We start from the raw sequence: 25,303 nt of genomic DNA, 5'->3' as shown, positions 1-25,303 counted from the left end.
CATAAATCTTAAACGAATTTTTTATCAAAGTCATCTACACTCATCGTGATAAACGTAACTTTATTTGTTGGTGATACCGAAGGTTCTTTGCAGGCAAACAAACTATTTACTAAGTGTTCTTGCTCTACCTTCGATAAGGATTGTCCTGTTTTTATAGCTAAACTCTTCGACATCGATTTTGCTAATAAGTCTGTAGCACTAAAATTACTATCTGGAACTTCTTGCTCGACATCACTAATTAATTGTTCTAAAATAATAGACACTTCACTTTCTGGAACATTTACCGGAACACCAGTAATGTTAATCTTATGATCCTCAAATGAGGAAAACACAAATCCAGTATGTTCTAGGTCTTCTTTTAATCGTAATAATAGATCCATTTCAGTGGAACTAAATTCTATGACCAATGGAAATAACAACTGCTGACTAACCGCTTCTTTTACTGTTAAATGCTTTAAAAAGCCCTCGTATAAAACGCGCTGATGTGCGCGATGCTGATCTAAAATCATCATCCCAGATTTAATTGTGCTGATGATATATTTATTATGCAGCTGATATGTGGTTTGAGACGTATTCAAAGAGCTGTCTTCAGAAAACAAAGCAACATTCTCAGGATTGCTTTCAAACTGCAACTCACTAAAATCATGTTCTGTTTTTGTGCCTTTAGATTCTAAACCTACATATAAACTTTCCCATGGGACCGCAGGTGGTTTTGAATAACCATTAGAAAAACCTCCTGATTTCGGAGCAGAGCGCTCTTCTTGAAATGGATTGAATGAACGATCAACATCTACTCTTGGTGTCGAAATGCCTTTATTTTTGTAATTGTAAGGCGTGTCTAGATTGTTATCGCGATCAAAGTCCAAAACTGGTGTAATATTAAACTGCCCTAAACTGTGTTTTACAGACGAACGTATAATGGCATATAAGGTATGCTCATCATCAAATTTAATCTCCGTTTTTGTCGGATGAATATTGATGTCAATGGTTTTAGGGTCTACCGTTAGATTCAAAAAATAACTGGGATGGCTCCCCTCTTTAACCAATCCTTCATATGCAGCATTAATAGCGTGATTGAGGTACGGGCTTTTAATAAAACGATTATTGACAAAGAAAAACTGTTCATTCTTTGTACGTTTGGCAAATTCTGGTTTCCCTACAAAACCCGAAATTTTTAAAACTTCAGTCGCTTCTTCTACTGGCACTAATTTTTCATTTGTCTTCCCTCCAAATATATTAACTATCCGTTGTCGGTAATTACTAACCGGTAAATTAAAATTCTCACTGCCATTATGAAACTTGACAAAGGCAATATCTGGATGTGCTAAAGCCACACGATGAAATTCGTCTATAATATGTCTAAGTTCAACAGTATTTGATTTTAGAAAATTACGTCGTGCTGGAATATTAAAAAATAAATGTTTTACGGCAATCGAAGTACCTTTAGGTGTTACGGTAAGTTCTTGGTTCTTGATACTACTGCCCTCAATTTCGATAAGCGTTCCTAGTTCTTCTTGCTCTTGCTTTGTTCTTAATTCTACGTGTGCAATCGCAGCAATACTGGCTAATGCTTCACCCCTAAAGCCTTTGGTGTGCAAGCTGAAAAGATCTTCCGCAGTGCGTATTTTAGACGTCGCATGGCGCTCAAAGCTTAATCTCGCGTCGGTTTCACTCATCCCTTTCCCATCATCAATAACCTGAATTAAAGTTTTGCCAGCGTCTTTTACAATAAGTTTGATAACCTTTGCACCTGCGTCAATAGCGTTTTCTAATAATTCTTTCACTACTGATGCTGGTCGCTGTACAACTTCTCCTGCTGCGATTTGATTTGCAACATGATCTGGTAACAATTGAATGATGTCTGCCATTAGCGCTTCAAAGAGAATATGGATAAATCGAAATCTATGATAACCAAAAAGACTAGAATAAGAACACCAATAATAATGAGGATGCGTTTGTTGGCACCACTCTTATCCTGATTGTGTTTGTAATCGTCGAGTGCATTGTTCAGTTTTGTTTTTAACCCTTTATTATCACCTGCAGTAACGCGGTAATCATCAAACTTACGTTTGATCTCATAAGGGCTACCTTCACCTTTGTAATAGCGTGGTTGATAACTGTATCTTTTGTTCGGACGTGTGTTTAAAATTCCCATAATGCTAAGATATTTCGTAGTGTATTAATATATACCATAGCACAATTATCATACCTAAAATCACCAGTAATACAGGAAGTGATAAGGTTCGCTTGCTTTTATGTTTTCCGTGACGTCTTACAGTATCCCATTTTGATTTCAAATTGTCCTCACCTTTGGCGTCTTTAAGATGTCTCGGAATGTAATTAAAACGTTTGTTCTTTCGTTGTTGAAATAAACTCACTACTACACTAGTCTATGTTATATTTCAAAAGTACAGAATTTACTAGGAAAATTGACCTATGAAGTCCTAAAAATTGTTAACAAATCTAGGTCTGATGGAAAATCTATCGTTTATCGAAAAGGACTTTACTTATTGCGTCGTAAATCGGCCATTTTAATCGCAGCTATTGCCGCTTCAGTACCTTTATTGCCGTGTTTGCCACCTGAGCGATCTATTGACTGCTGCAGATTGTTATCAGTCAAGACACAAAAAATTACTGGAGTTTCAGTGGTCACATTTAAATCTTTAATGCCTTGAGTAACCCCTTCACAAACAAAATCAAAATGTTTAGTTTCTCCTTGTATTACCGATCCTATAGCGATTACAGCATCAACTTGATGTTTAATCATACGCTTACATCCATAGATCAATTCGAAACTTCCTGGCACCTCCCATTTCACAATGTTCTCTGGTAGCGCACCGCAATCTATTAACGCCTCATAGGCACCTTGATATAAGCCATCAGTAATGGTAGCATTCCATTCAGAAACAACAATCCCAAACCGAAATAACTTCGCGTTTGGGATTGTGTTTTTATCGTATTGTGATAAATTGTGATTTGCAGTGGCCATATTAGTTGCTTGCTTCTGCTCTACCAATAAAGGTATCTATATTTTTTGCTTGGTCTGAACTTGAAAATTCAGATTTAATTCTTTTATAGTACTGTAATGCTTTATCTGTCATATCTAATGATTGAGCCACATTAGCTGCCTTTAACAAATACATTGGAGTTGTATAATCATTTGCTGAGGCGCTAATCGCTTGTTCGTAGTATCCTAACGCATCTTCTAACTGATTTAACTGCACAAATGCATCTCCTATACCACCTTTAGCAATTGGTCCTAACACTGAATCATCAGTACTAAAATCGCTTAAATACTTCACAGCATTGGTATAGTCTTTTATGTTTAAGTATGCCATACCTGCATAGTAGTTTGCAAGGTTTCCTGCTGGTGTACTTCCGTATTCATTAACGATGTCTACCATTCCATACTTTCCTTCACCACCATTAATTGCCAATGTGTATAAAGAATCTTTATTTGATCCAACAACCGCTTCATCAAAATACTTTTGAGCCGTATACATCTCATTCATGGCCTCTTGAGCTTTTGGCTCTGCAATAAATTTATTGTATCCTAAATAACCAAGAGCAATCACTGCAGCTAAACCAACAATGACGAATATACCTTTTTGATTTTTTCCAACCCAGTCTTCAGCTTTATTAGCACTTTCATCTAGCGTGTTAAAAACTTCAGCTGTTGTTGAGTTTTCCTCTATTTTTTCAACCTTTTCCTTTTCAGTCTTTGGTTTGTATCCTCTTTTCTTATATGTTGCCATAATTCTCTATTTGTGCCCGCAAAAATAAAATTTTTATTGGGATTTAAAAGGTAAATTATTTGTTATTTTTACTTCCTCTTAGAATAAAGGTAATTAGAACACGAATATTCCCAATAGATTTATGATTTTAAACGCGCTAAGCTTAGTTAATTATAAGAATTTTGAAAGTCAAGATTTTGAATTTGACACTAAAATTAACTGCTTCGTAGGTGCCAATGGTGTAGGTAAAACCAACGCTCTTGATGCTATTTATCATTTATCCTTCGGAAAAAGCTACTTTAATCCTGTCGCTACACAAAATATAAAACACAATGAAGAGTTTTTTGTGGTAGACGGTATTTTTACCAAACACGAGAAAACCGAGAAAATTGTGGTGTCCTTAAAGCGCGGACAAAAAAAAGTTATCAAACGCAACAGCAAAGCCTACGACAAGTTTAGTGATCATATCGGTTTTGTGCCTCTGGTCATCATTTCTCCAGCCGATAGAGATTTAATAATTGAAGGTAGTGAGGTGCGCCGAAAGTTTGTCGATAGCGTGATTTCACAAAGTGATAAAGCCTATCTCAATAACCTGATCAATTACAATAAGGTATTAACACAACGGAATGCATTACTCAAATACTTTGCCCTGAACAACACCTTTAATCAGGCACAGCTAGAGGTCTATAATGACCAATTACAAAATTACGGGAGCAGCATCTTTAAAACGAGAGATAAATTTCTACAAACCTTTATTCCAATTTTTAAGGAACGTTATGAAGCCATCAGTAACAATAAAGAAGAAGTAAATATCCAATATAAAAGTGATTTGTTTCAAGATGACCTCAGTACGTTACTCGTACATAGTGTAAATAAAGATAAAGCTTTACAATACACCAGTGTTGGGATTCATAAAGATGATCTTAGTTTTGAAATTGAATCTTATCCCATTAAAAAATTTGGGAGCCAAGGGCAACAGAAATCTTTTTTAATAGCCTTAAAGTTGGCGCAATTCGATTTTATAAAACAGCAAAGTGGCGTCACACCACTGCTCCTTTTAGATGATATTTTTGATAAACTAGACGAAAGTCGTGTCGCGCAAATCATCCATTTGGTCGATGATGAACATTTCGGACAACTATTCATTAGTGATACCCATGCCGAACGTACCGAGAACGTAGTAAAACAAATTCACCAATCCTATAAAATATTTAAATTATGAAACGACTACTAATCACATTATTACTAGGTACGGTATTGAGTTGTTCTAAAGATCCGCAAACCTTTGTGGAATTTGTAGATGGCTATTGGGAAATTGAAGAAGTGACTATGAGTAACGGACTTAAAAAAGAATACAACTATAACGATACTATCGATTACATTCAATTGACCGATAGCTTATCCGGCGTGCGAAGAAAACTAAAACCTAACCTTATGGGTAAGTTTGAAAGTTCTCAAAGTGTAGAATCTTTCCGCATAAAAATAGAAAATGACAGTCTAAATGTCTATTACACCACACCATATGCCGATTGGAAAGAAACCATATTAGACGCCAGCCAAACCCATTTATTAGTCGTTAATACCAATAAAGATGTGTATCTTTATAAACGCTATGAACCTTTAGATTTAGACTAAACCACTCACCTAAGTGTCATTTGTATTTGTATGAAAAAAAGAAACAACGACCATTTACCAATAAGCGATATTCTGAAAGAATTCGTAGAAACCAATAGACTGCAATCTGGCTTAGATAAAGTAGATGTGCGCGATGCTTGGGCAAAGATGATGGGTAATGGCGTTAATAATTACACCACAGATGTCAAATTAGATAAAAACACCTTATATGTCTCCTTGTCTTCTAGTGTACTTCGTGAGGAACTGAGCTATGGTAAGCAAAAAATCATCGATATGCTTAATGAAGCCGTAGGTAAAGATGTAGTTAAGACATTAGTATTGCGCTAGTTTTTAGTCTTTAAAAAAATTATTATCAAAGCATTAATTCCCACCTCATGAAATACATTAAACTCGTTTTAACTTTGGTACTCACATTAGTGGTCTTTTATGGTCTAAACACTAAAATTGGATCGGTTCCTCCTATCGGAAAATTTTTGGACCCTGTCAATGGCGTCTGGCAAAATGATACGGTTGAAGCCATTACAGGAACTGTTCCAATTGACGGACTTTCTGCACCAGTAACCATTCATTATGATGAGGAATTGATACCACATATTTTTGCTAAAAATGAAACCGATTTATATAAAGCCCAAGGGTATGTCACTGCACAACATCGTTTGTGGCAAATGGAATTTCAAACCCATGCAGCGGCAGGACGCTTATCTGAAATTTTAGGTGATGTAGCTGTAAATTACGATCGTGAGCAACGCAGGCGAGGCATGGGGTATGGCGCAGAGGAGTCGATGAAAAAAATGCAAGAAGATCCTGAAACTGCTGCCTATATCGAAGCCTTTAGCGATGGTGTGAATAGCTATATTAATAGTTTAGAGCCTAAAAACATTCCTGTAGAATACAAGTTACTAGATTACAAACCCGAAGCATGGACCACTAAAAAAACATCCTTGCTTCTTATGTACATGACCAAAATGCTGGCGAGTAAAGAGCACGATTTAGAATTTACCAATGCCCTTCGCATCTTTGGTCAAGACCGTTTTGATATGCTCTTTCCTGATTTTTATGATACAATTGATCCTATCATTCCGAAGGACACCGATTGGAGTTTTATTACCGCGCAACAAACCGCTATTCCCGAAGGAGAAATGCCACCTGATACCATTACTGAAACTCTAGACAAACCACATCCTAATAACGGCTCTAATAACTGGGCCGTGTCTGGGACGAAATCAGTAACAGGAAACCCTATTCTGGCTAACGATCCGCATTTGAGTTTAAACCTACCTTCCATATGGTATGTCATGCAACTCAGTACGCCCGAGCATTCAGCAATGGGAGCCACACTTCCAGGAACCATTGGTGTTATTTCCGGATTCAATACACATATCGCATGGGGTGAAACCAATGCCACCCGAGATTTGCTCGATTGGTATAAAATTGAATTTAAAGACCAAAGCCGCACACAATACAAGCACGATAACAAATGGAAAAACACGACATTACGACTTGAAGAAATTAAGATTAGAGGTGCGCAAACACTCATCGACACGGTTTTATATACCCATCACGGACCAGTAACCTACGATCATAATTATAAAGGTGATTCTGAAATTTCGGGTTATGCCATGAAATGGATAGGTCATATTGCCGGTAATAACGCACGTACTTTTATAGAATTGAATCGCAGTAAAACCTATGAGGACTATCGAAAAGCCTTAACTCATTATACAGCGCCTGCCCAAAATTTTGTATTTGCGTCTAATGAAGGTGATATAGCCTTATGGATTCAAGGTTTGATTCCAAATAAATGGCAAGGTCAAGGTAAATTCTTAATGGATGGCAGTAATCCAGGTCACGACTGGCAAAGTTTTATTCCGCAGAAATTCAATCCGCACATCAAGAATCCAGAACGTGGTTTTGTGAGTTCTGCCAATCAGCATCCTGTTGATAGCCTCTATCCGTTTTATGTGTTTAATGATGGTTATGATACTTACCGAAGTCGCATTATCAATAACTTCTTCAGATCTAAAGCTCAATTCACGGTAGACGATTTTAAAGCCTTGCAGAACAACACCTTTAATTTAAGAGCTTCAGAACTCTTGCCTTATATCTTTGAGACCATGGATACCTCAAGTTTAACTGCTGAAGAGCAAGAATTATATGTACAAATTAAGTCATGGGATTTTTACTCTGCCATTGACGAAGTCGCACCAAGTATATGGATCAAATGGTGGGGAAAACTTTATCGAAGCGTTTGGGATGAGTTTGAGGTAGACGATGTGGCATTAGATGCGCCATTTACCTTTCAAACCATAGCCATGCTCACTGAGAAACCTGCAGATCCCTTTATGGATATTTTAGAGACACCCAAAACCGAAACAGCTCAAGATTTGTTTTTGTTGACCTTTAAAGAAACGGTTAAAGACTTGCTGGAGCTTAAAGCCGATAAAGGAGATTATATTTATCGTACTTATAAAAATGCCTTTGCAGGTCACCTGCTTCAAGGCTTACCCGCTTTTTCCCGCTTTGATTTACCAATTGGAGGCGATGGCAATACGGTAAATGCTATGACCTCTAATCACGGCCCCTCATGGCGTATGATTGTCGAACTGAGTTCACCACCTAAAGCTCTAGGGATTTATCCAGGCGGTCAATCTGGGAATCCAGGGAGTAAGTATTATGACAATTTTATAGACGATTGGGCTATTGGGCAGTACCACGAATTAAATTTTATGCCAACGGTAACCCCTAATGACCAAATCATGGCGACACAAATCTTAACATCAAATAAGTAAAATGAAACGTAAAGATCAAATTATAAATTTCGCGGTAACCATTTGTATAGCTTTAATCTTATCACAGTTTTTACCATGGTGGTCCGTCATGGTGGCTGGTTTTGTATCCAGCTTATTTTTTAGTTTAAAGAATTTTGCTGTTTTCTTAGTGCCTTTCTCAGCTATCTTTGTCTTTTGGACGCTCTATGCTTATATAGGTGCCTCACAAAACGATTTCACCCTATCCCGTAAAATTGCTAATCTCTTACCATTAGGCGGCAGCGAATACACGCTCATTACCGTTACTGGCCTTATTGGTGGTTTAGCCGCAGGTGTGGCAGCTCTTTTAGGGAAACAATGTAGTTTGCTTGTTAATAAGAGTTGAAAAATAGTAGGAATACGAATTAGTAATCACGACGACGTGAGTAACACATAAAAAACCAAGAGATGAAAGTTACATCTGAAAAAAATGAAAAAATTGCGAATATGATTTTTGCTTCTGTTTATCCACATTATGTCAATAGACTGGTGAAGAATGGAAGAACAAAAGAAGAACTTCACCAAGTCATAGAATGGCTAACTAGTTTTGATGAAGATACATTACAAGCACTTATTGAAGAGAAAGTCACCTTTAAAACATTTTATCAAAAAGCAAAAATACATCCCAATGCGCACTTGATTAAAGGCGTTATTTGTGGGTATCGCATTGAAGACATTGCGGATGAATTTGAATTGTACAGACAATGTAGATATTTAGATAAGTTGGTTGATGAATTAGCGAAAGGTCGTAAAATGGAGAAAATATTGAGAAAGGGATAAAAAAAGTAATGCTCTGTAGAAGTCCTCAGAGTAAAAAAACTAACAACACCAAGCACCACAGCACACGTTGTCAATGGAATGGCTATACAAACTTATAAAGTGTCGTCACAATAATACCTTTACCATCGGTTGATTTTACAGATAAAAGCTGTTTGGTATATCTAACTTTCAAATGAAATGGAGCCGCCATGAGCTCTAAGCCACTACCCTGCTTTAGTCTTGTGCCTTGCCCAGAAATCAGGTCTGTATTAGGTTCGAAATCACCATAAGGAACGTGCTCGGTTAAAATCACATAGTTATACTGACTTAATTTGGGTAGAATGCGGTGTATTTCAGCATTCGAGAGGTGTTGCAAGACCTGTCGTAAAAGCGCACAATTACCAGAAGGCAAGTCGTCTGCGACAAGATCCAAACAATGGAATTCTAAATGATCAGCTTTAAAGTGGTTGCTATTATACGCTATGAGCTCTGATACAATATCTACCGCAACATAGCACTTTGCATACTTTACCAATTGCTGTCCGACATTAAAATCACCACAGCCCAAATCGCAAACTGTTAAGGGTGTGTCAAATGAGGTTAAAAATGAAGAAACAGTCCCTACATACGGATCTACAAGTTCGGGATGATGTGAGCCGTCTCCTGAATAAAAACCAGAAATATGACTGCCCCATAACGCTTGCTCATAGACCTGAGTCATCGCCGCTTTGGTAGGCCACGGTGTTTTTTGTTGCTTGCTTTTCATAGTTTCATTTGAAATGACAAAGATATAATTAAGTCTTATAACAACTCAATGAGAACTTCCTATCTTCAATTTGTAGCCCGAATCATTTTTTTTACTAATTCAGACCAAGCCAATAAAAGTATCCAGATAGGAATTTATTTCATTTTTTTTATACTTTCGCTTTACACATGGTGTAAACTCTCCTGTGATTATTATAAAAAGATTAAATAGAGTTTCGAGAATAAAAAAAATATAAACTATGGCTTACTCCAAGCTTAAACAGCATCTAACCATGAAAAAACACATTGTCATAGCATCCTTTATTATTTGTGCACTCACCGCTTGTAAAAACAACAGCAAGTCAAAGTCTGAAAGTACAACTAGTGAAACCCTTGAGAACCGTTTTGAAGGTAAGGGTTATACCTTCGATTATCCAAAAGACTGGAACATTACCGATGACGAACCTATTGATGAAGGTGTACACTTTGTGTCGGTTGAAAAAAACGGCTTCGATTCAAGTGGCTTATTTACTTTGGTTGTATTTGAATACCTTGTGGAATTAGATGATGTGATTAAAGTCAATATGGAAGAACTGCAAAATAATAGCTTCGTTGAAACCCTTACTTTTGAGTCTATTGTAGACAGTCAATTTGGCAATCTTGATGCACGCTCTATAGGTTTTAAATTGAGTACGATGGGCATCAAGCATAAAGGCACTATTTATGCCTTTGAAGCTAAAAACCAATCCTTTGTTATTATAAGACAAGGCGCACTAGAAGACACTACTAAAAATGCAGAAGGTTTTGATACGATTGAAAACAGCTTTAGCATAAAATAATCGTATCTCATATCATTTTTATTAGGGCCTCTCCTTCTCATAAAACTCTAAATAAGAACATAAAGCATTGATTTCATGTTGGATATGAGCTTCTGTTTCGTTTTTTTTCATTACTTTAGAAAAGACTAATACCTAGAAAACAACTATTAAAACCAGATATAAATCATTAAATCTTTAAAGCTATGAAACAAATTTACGTTTTAAAATCAATGTTTACGTTTTTGATCCTTTCATCAATGCTGTCTCAAGCACAAACGTATAATCTCGATACATCTGGATTTAATACCTGTCCGAATCCAGGAATTGATGCTACATTTAATTGTTCTTTTGATGGTGATCCCGCAATGGACTTTGGAACCTTTATGGATACCAATACTGCTGGAATGGAACTTTCAACGATGTCTTTAGTCATCTATGATGCCTGTGACGGGGATTTCGAAATCTTTCTGAATGGTGTTTCTGTAATTACTGGTAACTCCACTGGAACTGGATGTTCTTGCGAAGCTATTAGTGCAAATGCAAATATTACAATAAACCTTACGGTGACCATAACACCAGCTATCATTGCTGCATACGTCATTGGTGGTAACAATACACTATCTGTAACAACAAGTAATTCTGCTGCTGGAGCTCAATGTTTTTATGGTGCTGACGTTACTGTAACCACAAGTGCTTTGGGTGTTGAAGAGTTTGATTTTGATGCTATTACCGTATATCCTAATCCAACAAAAGACTTTATTATGATTTCTGGATTAATACAAACTACAAATTATACCATCTACAATGTTTTAGGGTCAGTGGTAAATGCTGGAAGCATCTCGAATAATGAAAATATTGATATTAGAAATTTTTCAAACGGACTTTATTTCTTAAAATTAGCAAATACTCAGACCGTTAAGTTTATAAAAGAATAAAGGATATATAAGATAAATGCTATAAAACATAGCAGTTAAGGCCCAAAGGCTACTTTTAATTCTTAACTTCTATTTTCGTTTACATTTAAATAATTGTAGGAAGTATCGAATAGGCTATTTATCGCTTAAAACGAAAATATTATAGAAATACCAGAATAATTAATGGGCTTATTAAATCCAATAGCTCCATTTTGCAATTCTATTTTGGCCTTTCTATTGTGTTTACCACTTGCAATAAATAATGGAATACTTACAGCAGTCGTCGCAGCTCCCAAATAGGATAACCAAATGCCTTTATCTTGATTACCATCATTGTCCAATAGACCTCCACTCATATTAATTCCTAATCCTCCTACAATCATAGCAACACCTCCGCCTAAAACAATCCATCCTGCTGTCTTATTTGCTTTCTTTTTACTGATATGAAAATCATAAAGCTCTTGAGCTGTTTGAGGTTTTTCCTGAGTTAGTGTTTGTCCGATAGCATTATGTAAAAACCCTAAACAAAAGATTAGGATCATTACAATTGTTTTTATTGATGTCATTGTATTATTGGATTGTTAACGGAATAAAAGTTACGAAAAATTTATAATATTATTCAAAACAGATATAATTCAATAGTGATTAAGTTAAAAACTTAAGCATAAGTAAAAATTTGTATCACAAACAGCACAACAACGCCTATCATTAGTGTATAGGGTCTATTCTACTGGGAATATTCTATACGCATCTTCAAATACCCGTATTTATACGCATGTCTATCGTGCTTAAAACCTGTACATTGTCCATATGGATACACGTACAACCCAAACAAATTTAGAACCCTATCTCATTGTCATTCCTGTATATGATGGTGTAGATCTCATGGATATAGCCGCACCTCGTGAAATATTTGGTTGGCTCGAATCAGACACATCGTTTAATAGGTGTGTACGAGTACTCTATATTGGTGATGACCAAAAAAAGACCTTTGTAACCAATAATGGTGTTGAAATAGCTATGGATGCAGGCTTTCAAGATAAAGACGTTCAACATCCTAATTTGATATGGGTGCCTGGTGGACGACCAGAGGCTCTGGCTATTATTCTAAATGATGAATACTCCCTTTTTACAGCTTATGTTAAACGCACAGGTGCGAATGCCGACTGGGTGTGTTCAGTCTGCGAAGGTGCTATCCTGCTTGCAAATACAGGTTTGTTAGATGGACACAACATCACAACCCATTGGGCTTTTGTGAATTGTTTTAAGAAGTTTCCAAAAGTGACCGTCGTTGCGGGACATCCGAGATATGTAAAAAGTGGCAATCGCATCACTGGAGGTGGTATTTCGTCTGGATTGGATGAAGCCTTATATTTAGTTGAGTTAATTGCAGGAACCTCCAGTGCTGTTGCCATTCAGCAAACCATGCAATATTATCCTGATCCTCCTGTGAAGAGTTCTATTCCTGAAGCAGCTGCTGTAAAGTTTCTGGACTGATATAACGGCATAAAAAAAGCGCAACCTAGGGTTACGCTTTAAATTTATATTGTCTTAAGTGCCTTAAAACATCTCTCTTCCTGAGAAATGAAAAGCACCTTCAATAGCTGCATTCTCATCACTATCACTTCCGTGCACTGCATTTTCTCCTATAGACGCTGCATACAATTTTCTAATCGTTCCTTCTGCTGCTTCTGCTGGATTCGTTGCTCCAATCAAAGTTCTGAAATCTTCAACAGCATTGTCTTTTTCCAAAATCGCCGCTACAATTGGTCCGCGAGTCATGTATTCTACTAACTCACCAAAGAACGGTCTTTCATTGTGAACTGCGTAAAATGCTTGAGCATCAGTAGTTGTCATTTGTGTTAATTTCATAGCTACGATTCTAAAACCTGAAGCTGTAATCTTTTCTAATATTGCACCAATATTCCCTTTTTCAACAGAATCGGGCTTTAACATGGTAAACGTTCTATTTGTTGCCATTTGTTTTTTTATTTTATTCGTTCTTTTAATGTTATTAAGTGGGACCTCATAAAATTGCAATCAACAAAATGATGATGTATAAAATTTTATAGTCGCAATTTTAAGCTGCAAAAGTAATGCATTTCTTAATAAAAACAATAGAATCGAATATTAAAAAACCGTATCTTCGTCACCTATGAACAAAGACGATATTAATAGCATAAAAGGGCTTTTAAGTTCTCCTAAGACCATTGTGATTATTCCTCATAAAAATCCAGATGGAGACGCTATTGGCTCTACACTAGGTTTGTACCACTATCTTAAATCTATGAATCATACGGCCACGGTTATTGCGCCTAATGATTATCCCGATTTCCTTAAATGGATGCCTGAAGAATCTAGTATTTTAAAATACGATTCAAAAAAAGTAGAAAGCGATGCGCTTATTCGTGATGCTGATATCTTTTTTACCTTAGATTTTAATGCGCTCAATCGTATTGGTCAGATGGAAACTGCCGTGACTGAAGCTCATGGTATTAAAATCATGATTGATCATCACCAGCAACCCGATAATTATGCCACCTATATGTATTCGGATGTGAGTATGTCTTCTACCTGTGAAATGGTGTATAACTTTATTGATATGCTTGGTGATTCTGATAAAATAGATGCGAATATCGCTACCTGCCTCTATGTAGGAATCATGACCGATACAGGGTCCTTTCGATTTCCATCAACGACTAGTGCCACACATAACATCATTGGACATCTCATTGATAAAGGGGCAAACAATTCGGAAATTCATAACAATATATACGATACCAATAGCTATCAACGATTACAATTATTAGGACGCGCTTTAAGTAATCTTAAAGTGATTCCAGAATACCGTACCGCATACATCACACTATCTCAAGAGGAACTCAATACCTTTAACTTTAAAAAAGGAGATACTGAAGGCGTGGTCAATTATGCCTTATCACTGCATGGTGTAATTTTCGCTGCTATTTTTATTGAGAACCATCAAGAAGATATTATTAAGATTTCTTTGCGGAGTAAGGGTGAATTCTCGGTGAATGAATTCTCAAGAGCACACTTTAGTGGTGGTGGTCACACCAATGCTGCTGGAGGTAAAAGTGATTTGAACCTACAAGACACCATTGATAAATTTATTAGTATATTGCCTCAATATATAGAAGACCTCAAAGCATAAGTATGAAATTTATATATCGACTACTCATCCTACTCTTACTCATTTCCAGTTGTAAATCACCTGAAGCGCGTCAGCCTATTTCGGTACAATCGGGTTCTTTTATTAAAGAATCTGCTGAGCGTAACCGTAAACTAAATGAGCAAGAGCGCACACGTATTGAAACCATTATAAGTGAGAATCCGCAGCGCGATTATATCGCCTCACAAAACGGGTTTTGGTATTATTACAACACGAAAGTAGAAAATGACAGCATTACTCCCAACTTTGGTGATCTGGTTAATTTCAATTATGACCTTAAAGATCTCAATGGAAATGTGATTTATTCACAAGAGGAACTCGGTACACAAAACTATGCTATGGATCAGGAAGAATTATTTAGCGGACTGCGAGAAGGTTTAAAATTAATGAAACCAAGAGAATCTGTGACTTTCCTATTTCCGTCGCAAAAAGCTTTCGGATACTACGGTGATAATGACCGCATAGGAACTAACATTCCATTACAGTGCAAAGTGACCGTCAATAGTATTACTCAAAACCAATAACATTATAAATTATTAAACACAAACCAATGAAATTGATTAAGCGAACCCTACAACTCTTAATACTATGTCTATTAGTAAGCACAACGGCCTGCGAAGAACGTTATCCTGATTTGGACGACGGACTCTATGCCGAGATCATTACCTCAAAAGACACAATGGTAGCGCAACTATATTTTAAAGAAGTACCTGTTACTGTTGCTAATTTTGTGGCTTTAGCCGAAGGGAATCACCCAATGGTAAGTGAAGAATACAAATCTAAGCCATTTTTTGACAGTTTGACATTTCATCGTGTCATGGACAAATTCATGATTCAAGGTGGTGATCCTACAGCTACAGGCACTGGGACACCTGGTTACCGATTTACGGCCGATTTCAGTTCAGAATTTAGACATGATAAAGCGGGTGTTTTATCAATGGCAAACTCTGGCGGTACAAACACCAATGGAAGTCAGTTTTTTATCACTGAAGTGCCTTACCCTAGTTTAGATGCCTTTAATGAAGATGGTACATTAAAACCTTGTGATCAGCCCAGAGTGAGCTGTCATTCAATTTTCGGACAATTAGTAAAAGGTATTGACGTTCAAGATGCCATTTCAAATGTCCAAGTCGGACCAGGGAGCAAACCTGTTGAGAATGTGTACATCACTAAAGTAAATATCATTAGAAAAGGATCGGCTGCAAAATCATTTAATGCCCCTAAAGTATTCGAATCTCAGTTAACACAAGCTGAAGAAGATATTGCAGGATTGCTGAGTGAATCAAAACGTATTGCCAAAGCCAAAGTAGAGAAAGCCATTGCTGAAACAAAACCATTGTTAGAAGATTACATGTCTAAAACTACCGACTATCCTTCTGGCCTAAAAAAACACATTATTACAGAAAGTACTGGCGAAAAGCCAAATACCGGACAAATGGCTATGATTGCTTATGAAGGCTATTTCACCGATGGACGTTTATTTGATAGCAATGTTTTGGAGGTTGCCGAAAAATACGGTGTTGTCAATCCGAGACGTAAAGCCGGAGGAGGTTATGGCGTTACACCTATGAAGGTAAGTCCAGATGCTAGTCTTATAGCTGGTTTTAAAGATGCTTTAGCTACTATGAAAGTTGGAGAAAAAGCCTTTTTCTTTATACCTTCTCACCTCGCTTACGGAGAAGGTGGTCGTGGAGGTATTCCACCAAATACAGACTTGACATTTATTTTAGAAATGAAATCGATTCAGTAAGTATTGAAATCAATTATAAAAAAAGCCTTTCATAACGAAAGGCTTTTTTTATTTGTTTACATCTTATGATCGCTTCGGAATATGTTGGAGAATTTCTAAAACAAAATTCCAATATTTCTGTGCTGAAGAAATCTGCGCGCGCTCATCGGGTGAATGCGCTCCCTTTATATTTGGCCCAAAACTAATCATATCCATATCTGGATAGTTAGTGCCTAGAATTCCACATTCCAATCCTGCATGACAGGCCGCTACATGTGGTTCGTTACCATCATTTAATTTCTTATATAAAGGTACCATGACCTTTAAAATTTCAGAATTCACATTAGGCTTCCAACCAGGATAATCACCGCTTAATTCTACTTCACAACCCGTGAGTTCGAAAGTAGCACGGAGACTATTAGCAAGATCCCATTTAGAACTTTCCACCGAACTACGTGTTAAACAGCCTATTTTTATCTTGCCATCTTTGACAATCACACGAGCAATATTATTAGAAGTTTCTACCAAATCTGGAATATCAGCACTCATACGATAGACACCATTCAATGCAGCATAAATCGCTCTCGTTAACCCTTCCTGCACACCTAAATCCATAATTTGAGCAGGTGATTCAATTCTTGAAACTTCAATAATCAAATCAGGCTCCATCGTTTTTAATTCGGTCTTGATCTCATTACCCATATCTTTCATTTCAGACTCAAAAGCTTCCTCGTGAATGGCATCAATAACCACCGTAGCATTGCTTTCTCTAGGAATAGCGTTACGTAAACTTCCACCGTCAATTTCTGAAATACGTAAACCAAAGTTTTCAAAGCCATCAAATAATAAACGGTTCATGATTTTATTGGCATTCCCTAGCCCTTCATGGATTTGCATACCAGAGTGGCCTCCTTGCAAACCTTTAACCGTAACTTTATAACCTATCTTAAATTCAGGGGTTTCCTCCTGCTCATAGGATCTTGTAGCGGTGACATCAATTCCACCAGCACAACCCACACCAATTTCATCATCTTCTTCGGTATCCAAGTTTAATAAGATCTCACCACTTAACAAACCGCCTTGAAGCCCTTTAGCTCCTGTCATTCCTGTTTCCTCATCAATTGTAAATAAGGCTTCCAAAGCTGGATGTGCAATAGTATCACTCTCTAAAACAGCCATAATAGTCGCAACACCTAAACCGTTGTCTGCACCTAAAGTTGTACCATTAGCTCTTACCCAATCACCATCTACATACATTTCAATCCCTTGCGTATCAAAATCGAAAACAGTATCGTTATTTTTTTGATGCACCATATCCAAATGCGATTGCATGACTATGGCTTTACGTTCTTCCATTCCTGATGTCGCAGGTTTTTTAATAATCACGTTACCCACTTCATCTTCTATAGTTTCTAACCCTAAACGCTCTCCAAAATCTTTCATGAATTTAATCACACGTTCTTCCTTTTTTGAAGGTCTCGGAACAGCGTTTAAATCGGCAAATTTATTCCATAGGGCTTTGGGTTCTAGTTGTCTTATTTCTGAGCTCATATTTTAAAATATTTAGTGCTGCAAAGGTACATTCTTTTTAGTATTTTTGAATCATGCTGAAACGTAAAAAACTCATCATCGCTTTATTCATTATTCCGCAAATTATTGGATTAAAAATCTTGTCGTATTTTCCAGAATTTGTAGAAAAGGTTTATAGTCACAGTGTTTATATCTGGATTTCTAAAGCCATGCGTTATGCCTTCGGCTGGTTACCGTTTTCGGTTGGGGATGTCTTATATACACTGCTTGGTTTGTATGTATTGCGTTGGTTTTATGTAAATAGAAGACGTACTTTAAAAGATACTAAACATTGGATTATCGACATCGCAGCTGCTATTTCTATTGGTTATTTTGCCTTTCATGTGCTTTGGGCTTTCAATTACTATCGTTTGCCTTTACACCAATCGCTAAATCTCAAGAGTGATTATACGACTGAAGAATTGGTGAATCTTACTGAGCGACTTATCCTTAAAGCAAATGACATACACTTACAAATAGCCGATACCGATTCAACCCAGGTAATCATGCCCTATTCTAAGACTCAAATTTTAAAATTGGTTCCGGAAGGATATGATGAGCTATCAAAAGAGTTTCCGTATTTGGCGTATGAGCCTCGCAGTATCAAACGATCCATTTATAGTTTACAACTAACCTATATGGGTTTTTCAGGATATTTGAATCCGTTTACCAATGAAGCGCAGGTAGATGGTTTGATTCCGTCTTTTAAATTTCCCACAACTGGCAGTCATGAGGTGGCACATCAATTAGGATATGCCGCAGAAAATGAAGCTAATTTTATTGGCAGTATGGCAGCTATGCATCATCCCGACAGATTCTTTAGATACTCGGGTTATACTTTTGCGTTACGACATTGCCTTTACGAAGTTTATCGCCGTGATAATAAGCGTTACCGAGAACTTGCAACTACGGTAAATAAGGGCATTTTTAAGAATTACCAAGAAGTTAGTGATTTTTGGAACAGCTATAAAAACCCTGCTGAACCTCTGTTTAAATCCACTTACAACAACTTTTTAAAAGCAAATAATCAGTCTAAAGGTATGGAAAGTTACAGCTATGTAGTGGCATTACTGGTCAACTACCATAAAGACCATCCTTTAAAATAAAGTTAAAAGTGTCGCAATAGCTTTATCTTCATCTCTTAATTTTTATCTTTAGAAGGAATTATTAATCAACCTTTTATTTATGAATAAACTCAAGTTTGCAATTGCATTCTGCTTTTGCAGTTTTGCCTTATTTGCGCAAGACTATTTCCCGAAAAACGATGGTGTAAAAACTACAAACACCAATTATCACGCTTTCACCAACGCTAAAATTTTCGTCACGCCTACTCAGATTATTGAGAAAGGTACTCTTTTAATTAAGGACGGTAAAGTTGTAGCTTCTGGACAAGCGGTGAGTATTCCCAAAAACTCAACGGTTGTTGACCTAGATGGAAAAAGTATTTACCCGTCATTTATTGATGCCTATTCAACGTTTGGTGTAAAAAAACCTGAAAGGTCTTCAGGCGGTAACGGTCCGCAATATGGCCCAAGTCGATCAGGCTTTTACTGGAATGACCACGTAATGCCAGAAAATAAGGCAATTGAAAAATTTAAATTTGATTCAAAAGCAGCTAAAGACTTAATAAGTGCTGGTTTTGGTGTTGTAAACACCCATATTGATGATGGTATCATACGAGGTACTGGAACATTAGTGGCTTTAAACCCTCAAGACGATAATGCGACACTTGTTTTAGACCCGAATTCTGGACAGTACTTTTCTTTTAGCAAAAGTGTAACATCTAGACAGTCCTATCCTAATTCTATTATGGGGAGTATGGCTTTATTGCGTCAAATGTATTATGATGCCGAGTGGTATGCTAAAGGCAATAGCGAAACTAGAGACTTCTCTTTAGAAGCTTTAAATACTAACAAAAATCTCGTTCAAATATTTAATGCGGGTAGTAGAGCTAACGCTTTACGAGCCGACAAAGTTGGTGATCTCTTCGGCGTGCAATACGTTATACTTGGAGGTGGAGATGAATATGAACGTATTAACGATGTAAAAGCTACCAATGCCACATTTATCATTCCTGTAGACTTTCCGAAGGCTTACGATGTAGAGAATGCCTACCTCAGTCGCTCCTTATCCTTAAGTGATATGCGTACATGGAATCAAGCGCCTTCAAACCCCAAAGTATTGGCTGATAACGGTGTTAAATTTGCATTTACAACACATGAACTAAAATCAGCAAAAACATTTATGGCTAATGTGATGAAAGCCATAGAATATGGCTTATCAAAAGAAAAAGCACTAGAAGCATTAACTACAGTGCCAGCAATGGTATTAGGGAAATCTTCGGAAATAGGCTCACTTAAAAATGGAGCCTATGCTAACTTCTTGATTACATCAGGTGATCTATTTGAAAGCGGCACTACCCTCTACGAAAACTGGGTTCAGGGACAAAAGACCATTCTTGAAAATATGAATATTAAAGACATTCGAGGCGATTATGAGTTTAATCTTGCAGGTGAAGCTTACAAGATGTCTTTAAAAGGAACCCTCAAAAAATTAAAATCTGAAATTACAAGCAACGATAAAACACGCGGTTCTAAAATTTCTTATACCGATGATTGGATAAATATCTCAATGACGTCTAAAGATTCTACGAAACAGGAGTTTATCAGATTGGTTGCTAATGTATCAGGAACTAATGCGCTTAACGGAAAAGCTATTTTTCCTGATGGCAATGAAATGACGTTCTATGCGTCTATAAAGCAAAAAGAAGATGCGGCAGATGCTAAAAAGAAAAAGGATGAAGCTAAAGTAACTAAAGAAACGGTTGCAGTGACCTATCCTAATATGGCCTATGGCTTTAAAGAATTACCAACACAAGAAACACTACTCTTTAAGAACGCAACCGTTTGGACCAATGAAAAGGAAGGCATCTTAGAAAATACGGATGTATTGATCAAAAACGGTAAGATTGCTAAAATTGGTACAAATCTTTCTGATAGCAATGCGAATGTGATTGATGCCACAGGAAAACATTTAACCTCAGGTGTAATTGATGAACACTCTCATATTGCAGCGGCTTCTATTAATGAAGGCGGACATAACTCTTCAGCAGAAGTGAGTATTGAAGATGTGGTAGATGACGAAGACATAGGCATTTATCGCAATCTTGCTGGAGGAGTAACGTCCATTCAGATTTTACATGGATCGGCAAATCCAATTGGTGGACGATCAGCTATTATCAAATTAAAATGGGGTGAATCTGCTGATAATCTAATCTACGATAATAGTCCGAAATTTATAAAGTTTGCCTTAGGTGAAAACGTTAAACAATCTAATTGGTCTAGTTTTTCGAGATTTCCACAGTCGCGAATGGGTGTTGAACAACTTTATATGGATTACTTCAATCGCGCTAAAGCATACGATGAGTTAAAGAAAAGCGGCAAACCTTATCGCAAAGATATAGAGATGGAAGTCCTTGCCGAAATTATCAATAAAGAACGTTTTATTTCCTGTCACTCTTATGTGCAAAGTGAAATCAATATGCTGATGAAAGTTGCCGAACGTTTCGATTTCAATATTAATACTTTCACACATATATTAGAAGGTTATAAAGTCGCCGATAAAATGGCCGCTCATGGTGTTGGAGGATCAACATTTAGTGACTGGTGGGCCTACAAATACGAAGTCAATGATGCCATTCCTTATAATGCAGCAATCATGCATAATGCGGGTGTTGTTGTGGCTATTAATAGTGATGACAGTGAAATGTCTCGTCGCTTAAATCAAGAAGCTGCAAAATCGGTGAAATACGGTGGTATCAACGAAGAAGATGCTTGGAAATTTGTAACACTTAATCCTGCAAAATTATTGCATATCGATGATCGTGTTGGAAGTATTAAAGTGGGTAAAGATGGTGACGTAGTATTATGGAGTGATCATCCAATGTCAATTTATGCTAAAGCAGAAAAAACCATTATTGAAGGAGTTACTTATTTTGATTTAGAGCGTGATAAAATGTTGCGTACACAACTAAAGAATGAAAAGAGTGCATTGATTAATCAAATGATGAAAGCCAAAAATAAAGGTTTGAAAACACAACCGATTAAGAAGACAGAGAAAGATGACATGCATTGTGATTATTTAGATCATGAACAACACTAAACTAACGAAGATGAAAAACATACATATAAAATTTATGGTGCTAGCATTGCTTAATTTTTCTTTAGCATTTGCACAACAGACACCAGCGCCTAAGCAAAGTAAAACTATTGCTATTACTGGAGCGACAGCACATATTGGTAATGGAAACGTTATCGAGAAAAGCTTAATAGTCATTGAAGATGGTAAACTCACTAACGTTGCCGACATGTCTATGGTTAAAATGGACCTTGGTAATATGGAAGTCATTGACGCCACAGGCAAGCATGTGTACCCAGGATTCATTGTCCCTAACTCTACACTTGGTTTAGTGGAAATTGGAGCCGTAAGAGCTTCAGATGACGAATCTGAATTAGGAACTTGGAATCCGCATATTAGAAGTTTGATTGCATATAATGCAGAATCTAAAATTGTAGAATCGATGCGTCCTAATGGTGTATTAATTGGTCAAATAGCTCCTCGTGGTGGACGTATTTCTGGAACCTCATCCATTGTACAATTTGATGCTTGGAACTGGGAGGATGCTGTGATTAAAGCAGACGACGGAATCCATATGAATTGGCCAAATAGTTTTAGAAGAGGCCGTTGGTGGCTTGGAGAAGATCGCGGCTTGACTCCTAATAAAGATTATGATAGTCAGGTTACTGAAATTATAGATTATTTTAATGCCACAAAAGCTTATATGCGAGGAAGTAAAAGCATTAAAAATTTACCGTATGAAGCGGCAAATGGCATGTTTGATGGCTCCAAAACCTTATACATTCATGTAGATGATGAAAAAGGAATCATTGATGCAATAAACCTTTGTAAAGGTCAAAATGTGAAATCTATGGTTATTGTTGGTGGTTATGAAGCTCATAAAGTAGCTGATATGCTAAGAAAGAATAATGTACCTGTATTATTAAAACGTGTACATTCTAGACCAGGTCAAACAGACGACGATTATGATATGCCATTCAAACTAGCCAAACTACTTACTGATAGAGGTGTGACTGTGGCATTGGAGTCGAGCGGTCAAATGGAACGTATGAATTCTCGTAACCTTCCTTTTTATGCAGGAACTACGGTAGCACATGGGTTAACTAAAGAACAAGCACTTCAGTTAATTACATTGAATACTGCTAAAATATTAGGAATTGATGATGCATACGGTAGCTTAGAAAATGGAAAAAGCGCTACACTTTTCATTAGTGAAGGTGATGCATTAGATATGAGAACGAATATATTAACACATGCCTTTATTGATGGTAGACTTATTAGTTTAAATACACATCAAACCGAACTATGGCAGCGTTACTCTAAAAAGTATAAAAATCAGAAATAAATAATTTTCGCCTTGAAGATTCACAAACTCATAATTTCATTACTTATTGCTTTTGCCTGTTACCCTAGCTTTGGTCAAGACTTAAATGATGGTCCCTATATTTTTATAGAGTCAAATCATTTAATTCAGAAAACGATCATAAATGGCAAGGTTATTTCTAAAGAATTAGAGCTGTCATCTTATGACACCATTTATCCGCCAGAGACATCTGTTTTTACTAATGTTGAAAAGGTAGCGGTTTTAAGTGATATTCACGGTCAATATGACCTTGCAATAGCTATTTTAAAGAATAATCATATCATTGATGAGGACTTAAATTGGAGTTTTGGCAGTGGTCATTTCGTGATTGTTGGAGATGTTTTTGATAGAGGCCCAAAAGTAAATGAAATGCTTTGGCTTATTTATAAACTGGAACAACAAGCTAAACAAAATGGTGGCCAATTGCATTTTCTTTTAGGGAATCATGAGTATATGATACTGCACAAAGACCTGCGTTACCTCAACGAAAAGTATATTTCTGTTTCCGATATACTAAATAAAGGTTATGATGAATTATACGATAACAATACTATTTTAGGACGATGGTTGCGATCTAAATCAACAGTATTGAAAATAAATGATACCGTTTTTGTTCATGGTGGAATCTCTCAAGAATTTTTATCAAAAACGGCTTTCGATATCGTAGCTATTAATGAAGCGATGAGAGTTTCTATTGATAAAAGCAAATCTGAGTTAAAAGCTACTGGTTTTTATAATACCTACTACGGTACATCGGGTTTGATTTGGTATAGAGGTTACTTCAATGACGATTTGAAAGATGATGACATTGATACGGTATTATCTCAAACGCATTCAGAGCACATTGTAGTGGGACATTGTTCCTTTGATGAAATCATTAGCGCTTATGACAATAAAATATTTGGTGTAGACTCAAGTATCAAAAAAGGAAGATACGGGGAGCTCTTATTTATTGAGAATGGTAAACACTATCGTGCCACAAAAGACGGGACTAAAATAGAGTTTAATTAATATTAAAAGCGTTGTTATTGTCTAACGACGCTTTTTTATTGAAATACCCTTTATTCTATAACTCTAGCACCTTCAATCATTGTAAATAGTGAAGAATCTGGAGCAGTTTCAGAAACAACAACATTTATAAATTCGACACTATTTCGTTTTTCTGTTGGTAGATTATTTTCATAATTATACCAATCCAAACGTTTTGGCAATACTACCCCATTAACAGTTTGCCATTGACTGTATTTAATAAAATGAAAGTCTTTACTTTTCTCTTCTTTACCAAAAGTAACTGTATAACCTAACCATGCCATTTGTCCGCTCTCAGCATCATAATATACGATGTATTGATCGTGAGAAGACTCCCCTATTCCAGTCTCGTAGGAAATTAAAATTCCTGGGTATGATTTTCCTTCAAACACAAGTGGTTTAGCCTCTTCGTATATAATGCCATCATCACCAAAAATAAATGGCATTGCGTAGAAATACATATACAAACCTTTATAAAACCTAGCATTACCGTTATAAGCTTTACCCGTTTTCTCATTTACCCAAAGCGTCTCACCATCAAATCCCATAGAATAGGATGGTGAATCAATACGTTCGGCTCGTGTTTTTAAATTTGTTGTCGTTACTTCCACACCGTCAGGCTTTTCCATAGAAAAAGACAAAGACTTCATTTGGTTCCATGCATCAATACCACCGTGCGCATCGAATACTTTCGTCATGGTCTCTGGATATGTACTGGTCGTTACATCTAATTCTTCATTAGCGTAATCTATAGAAGTTACTGCGTCTACAGATTTATCCGATTTACATGATGTCAACATCATAAGTACAAATACAACTAAACCTTTAAGTTTCATAAGATAATTCATTTGATTTTGGATTTAGACGAAGGTAGA

26 protein-coding genes are annotated in these 25,303 nt (G+C 36.6%); 16 read left to right on the top strand and 10 right to left on the bottom strand.

The window, feature by feature from the left end; genetic code table 11:
• Window positions 1–8: 8 nt before the first annotated feature.
• The 5 genes from mutL to BLT57_RS09300 form a co-directional block, all read right to left on the bottom strand.
• Window positions 9–1,868 (bottom strand): DNA mismatch repair endonuclease MutL, encoded by a 1,860-nt coding sequence (gene mutL / locus BLT57_RS09315; RefSeq protein ID WP_091425156.1) that lies wholly within the window; start codon window positions 1,866–1,868, stop codon window positions 9–11.
• Window positions 1,868–2,155, bottom strand: coding sequence for a riboflavin synthase subunit beta (locus BLT57_RS09310; protein ID WP_091425154.1), 288 nt, complete (start codon window positions 2,153–2,155; stop codon window positions 1,868–1,870). Before BLT57_RS09310 ends, mutL begins: the two co-directional genes overlap by 1 nt.
• Before the next feature lie 4 nt (window positions 2,156–2,159).
• On the bottom strand, window positions 2,160–2,378 hold the full coding sequence (locus BLT57_RS14060) for a hypothetical protein (RefSeq protein WP_157717162.1): 219 nt from the start codon (window positions 2,376–2,378) through the stop codon (window positions 2,160–2,162).
• A 125-nt stretch (window positions 2,379–2,503) separates the two neighbouring features.
• On the bottom strand, window positions 2,504–2,989 hold the full coding sequence (gene ribH, locus BLT57_RS09305) for a 6,7-dimethyl-8-ribityllumazine synthase (RefSeq protein WP_091425153.1): 486 nt from the start codon (window positions 2,987–2,989) through the stop codon (window positions 2,504–2,506).
• 1 nt (window position 2,990) lies between these two features.
• Window positions 2,991–3,755 (bottom strand): tetratricopeptide repeat protein, encoded by a 765-nt coding sequence (locus tag BLT57_RS09300; RefSeq protein ID WP_091425151.1) that lies wholly within the window; start codon window positions 3,753–3,755, stop codon window positions 2,991–2,993.
• 121 nt (window positions 3,756–3,876) lie between these two features.
• Here BLT57_RS09300 and BLT57_RS09295 point away from each other — a divergent pair, with 121 nt between their 5' ends.
• From BLT57_RS09295 to BLT57_RS09270, 6 genes are all read left to right on the top strand, one after another.
• Entirely contained in the window at window positions 3,877–4,956 is a 1,080-nt protein-coding gene (locus BLT57_RS09295; RefSeq protein ID WP_091425149.1) for a DNA replication/repair protein RecF, read from the top strand.
• Window positions 4,953–5,369, top strand: coding sequence for a hypothetical protein (locus BLT57_RS09290; protein WP_091425147.1), 417 nt, complete (start codon window positions 4,953–4,955; stop codon window positions 5,367–5,369). Before BLT57_RS09295 ends, BLT57_RS09290 begins: the two co-directional genes overlap by 4 nt.
• 30 nt (window positions 5,370–5,399) lie before the next feature.
• Window positions 5,400–5,696 carry a DUF721 domain-containing protein gene (locus tag BLT57_RS09285; protein WP_091425145.1) on the top strand — a complete coding sequence of 99 codons (297 nt, stop codon included), beginning with the start codon at window positions 5,400–5,402 and terminating at the stop codon, window positions 5,694–5,696.
• A gap of 47 nt (window positions 5,697–5,743) precedes the next feature.
• Window positions 5,744–8,158, top strand: coding sequence for a penicillin acylase family protein (locus tag BLT57_RS09280; protein ID WP_091425144.1), 2,415 nt, complete (start codon window positions 5,744–5,746; stop codon window positions 8,156–8,158).
• Window position 8,159: 1 nt separating this feature from the next.
• On the top strand, window positions 8,160–8,522 hold the full coding sequence (locus BLT57_RS09275) for a hypothetical protein (protein WP_091425141.1): 363 nt from the start codon (window positions 8,160–8,162) through the stop codon (window positions 8,520–8,522).
• A gap of 62 nt (window positions 8,523–8,584) precedes the next feature.
• Window positions 8,585–8,956 (top strand): DUF2200 domain-containing protein, encoded by a 372-nt coding sequence (locus tag BLT57_RS09270; RefSeq protein ID WP_091425139.1) that lies wholly within the window; start codon window positions 8,585–8,587, stop codon window positions 8,954–8,956.
• Window positions 8,957–9,038: 82 nt separating this feature from the next.
• Here BLT57_RS09270 and BLT57_RS09265 read toward each other — a convergent pair whose 3' ends face one another.
• Window positions 9,039–9,701: a class I SAM-dependent methyltransferase gene (locus BLT57_RS09265; protein ID WP_091425138.1), complete on the bottom strand. Its 663-nt coding sequence runs from the start codon at window positions 9,699–9,701 to the stop codon at window positions 9,039–9,041.
• Window positions 9,702–9,972: 271 nt separating this feature from the next.
• Here BLT57_RS09265 and BLT57_RS09260 point away from each other — a divergent pair, with 271 nt between their 5' ends.
• Window positions 9,973–10,518 (top strand): PsbP-related protein, encoded by a 546-nt coding sequence (locus BLT57_RS09260; protein ID WP_157717161.1) that lies wholly within the window; start codon window positions 9,973–9,975, stop codon window positions 10,516–10,518.
• A 182-nt stretch (window positions 10,519–10,700) separates the two neighbouring features.
• On the top strand, window positions 10,701–11,432 hold the full coding sequence (locus BLT57_RS09255) for a T9SS type A sorting domain-containing protein (RefSeq protein WP_091425134.1): 732 nt from the start codon (window positions 10,701–10,703) through the stop codon (window positions 11,430–11,432).
• Window positions 11,433–11,557: 125 nt separating this feature from the next.
• On the opposite strand, the gene BLT57_RS09250 is transcribed toward BLT57_RS09255, so the two are convergent.
• A complete protein-coding gene (locus tag BLT57_RS09250) occupies window positions 11,558–11,953 on the bottom strand; it encodes a hypothetical protein (protein ID WP_157717160.1) in 396 nt (131 codons plus the stop codon).
• A gap of 268 nt (window positions 11,954–12,221) precedes the next feature.
• Here BLT57_RS09250 and BLT57_RS09245 point away from each other — a divergent pair, with 268 nt between their 5' ends.
• A complete protein-coding gene (locus BLT57_RS09245; protein WP_091425129.1) occupies window positions 12,222–12,908 on the top strand; it encodes a DJ-1/PfpI family protein in 687 nt (228 codons plus the stop codon).
• Between the two features lie 63 nt (window positions 12,909–12,971).
• Here the strand turns inward: BLT57_RS09245 and BLT57_RS09240 are convergent, their stop codons facing one another.
• On the bottom strand, window positions 12,972–13,391 hold the full coding sequence (locus BLT57_RS09240; protein WP_091426729.1) for a nucleoside-diphosphate kinase: 420 nt from the start codon (window positions 13,389–13,391) through the stop codon (window positions 12,972–12,974).
• 175 nt (window positions 13,392–13,566) lie between these two features.
• Between BLT57_RS09240 and BLT57_RS09235 the strand changes: the two genes are divergently transcribed.
• From BLT57_RS09235 to BLT57_RS09225, 3 genes are read left to right on the top strand one after another with little or no spacing between them, the layout of a single operon-like run.
• Window positions 13,567–14,583 (top strand): bifunctional oligoribonuclease/PAP phosphatase NrnA, encoded by a 1,017-nt coding sequence (locus tag BLT57_RS09235; protein WP_091425127.1) that lies wholly within the window; start codon window positions 13,567–13,569, stop codon window positions 14,581–14,583.
• 2 nt (window positions 14,584–14,585) lie between these two features.
• Window positions 14,586–15,125 (top strand): gliding motility-associated peptidyl-prolyl isomerase GldI, encoded by a 540-nt coding sequence (gene gldI, locus BLT57_RS09230; RefSeq protein WP_091425126.1) that lies wholly within the window; start codon window positions 14,586–14,588, stop codon window positions 15,123–15,125.
• A 26-nt stretch (window positions 15,126–15,151) separates the two neighbouring features.
• On the top strand, window positions 15,152–16,351 hold the full coding sequence (locus BLT57_RS09225; RefSeq protein ID WP_091425125.1) for a peptidylprolyl isomerase: 1,200 nt from the start codon (window positions 15,152–15,154) through the stop codon (window positions 16,349–16,351).
• Window positions 16,352–16,414: 63 nt separating this feature from the next.
• On the opposite strand, the gene BLT57_RS09220 is transcribed toward BLT57_RS09225, so the two are convergent.
• The gene (locus BLT57_RS09220; protein ID WP_091425124.1) at window positions 16,415–17,881 is read right to left on the bottom strand and encodes an aminoacyl-histidine dipeptidase; all 1,467 of its coding nucleotides are present in this window, start codon (window positions 17,879–17,881) and stop codon (window positions 16,415–16,417) included.
• A gap of 53 nt (window positions 17,882–17,934) precedes the next feature.
• Here BLT57_RS09220 and BLT57_RS09215 point away from each other — a divergent pair, with 53 nt between their 5' ends.
• The 4 genes from BLT57_RS09215 to BLT57_RS09200 all read left to right on the top strand — a co-directional run bounded on the left by BLT57_RS09215 (window position 17,935) and on the right by BLT57_RS09200 (window position 24,410).
• Window positions 17,935–19,005, top strand: coding sequence for a DUF3810 domain-containing protein (locus BLT57_RS09215; protein ID WP_091425122.1), 1,071 nt, complete (start codon window positions 17,935–17,937; stop codon window positions 19,003–19,005).
• 79 nt (window positions 19,006–19,084) lie between these two features.
• Window positions 19,085–22,060 (top strand): amidohydrolase family protein, encoded by a 2,976-nt coding sequence (locus BLT57_RS09210; protein ID WP_091425121.1) that lies wholly within the window; start codon window positions 19,085–19,087, stop codon window positions 22,058–22,060.
• Window positions 22,061–22,070: 10 nt separating this feature from the next.
• The gene (locus BLT57_RS09205; protein WP_091426728.1) at window positions 22,071–23,381 is read left to right on the top strand and encodes an amidohydrolase family protein; all 1,311 of its coding nucleotides are present in this window, start codon (window positions 22,071–22,073) and stop codon (window positions 23,379–23,381) included.
• A gap of 12 nt (window positions 23,382–23,393) precedes the next feature.
• Window positions 23,394–24,410, top strand: coding sequence for a metallophosphoesterase (locus BLT57_RS09200; RefSeq protein WP_157717159.1), 1,017 nt, complete (start codon window positions 23,394–23,396; stop codon window positions 24,408–24,410).
• Window positions 24,411–24,460: 50 nt separating this feature from the next.
• Here BLT57_RS09200 and BLT57_RS09195 read toward each other — a convergent pair whose 3' ends face one another.
• Window positions 24,461–25,276: a DUF6503 family protein gene (locus BLT57_RS09195; protein ID WP_231928669.1), complete on the bottom strand. Its 816-nt coding sequence runs from the start codon at window positions 25,274–25,276 to the stop codon at window positions 24,461–24,463.
• Window positions 25,277–25,303: the final 27 nt, after the last annotated feature.

This window comes from Formosa sp. Hel1_31_208 (genome assembly GCF_900104785.1).
Classification (GTDB): Bacteria; Bacteroidota; Bacteroidia; order Flavobacteriales; family Flavobacteriaceae; genus Psychroserpens.
This window is presented reverse-complemented; position numbering and strand designations above follow the sequence as displayed.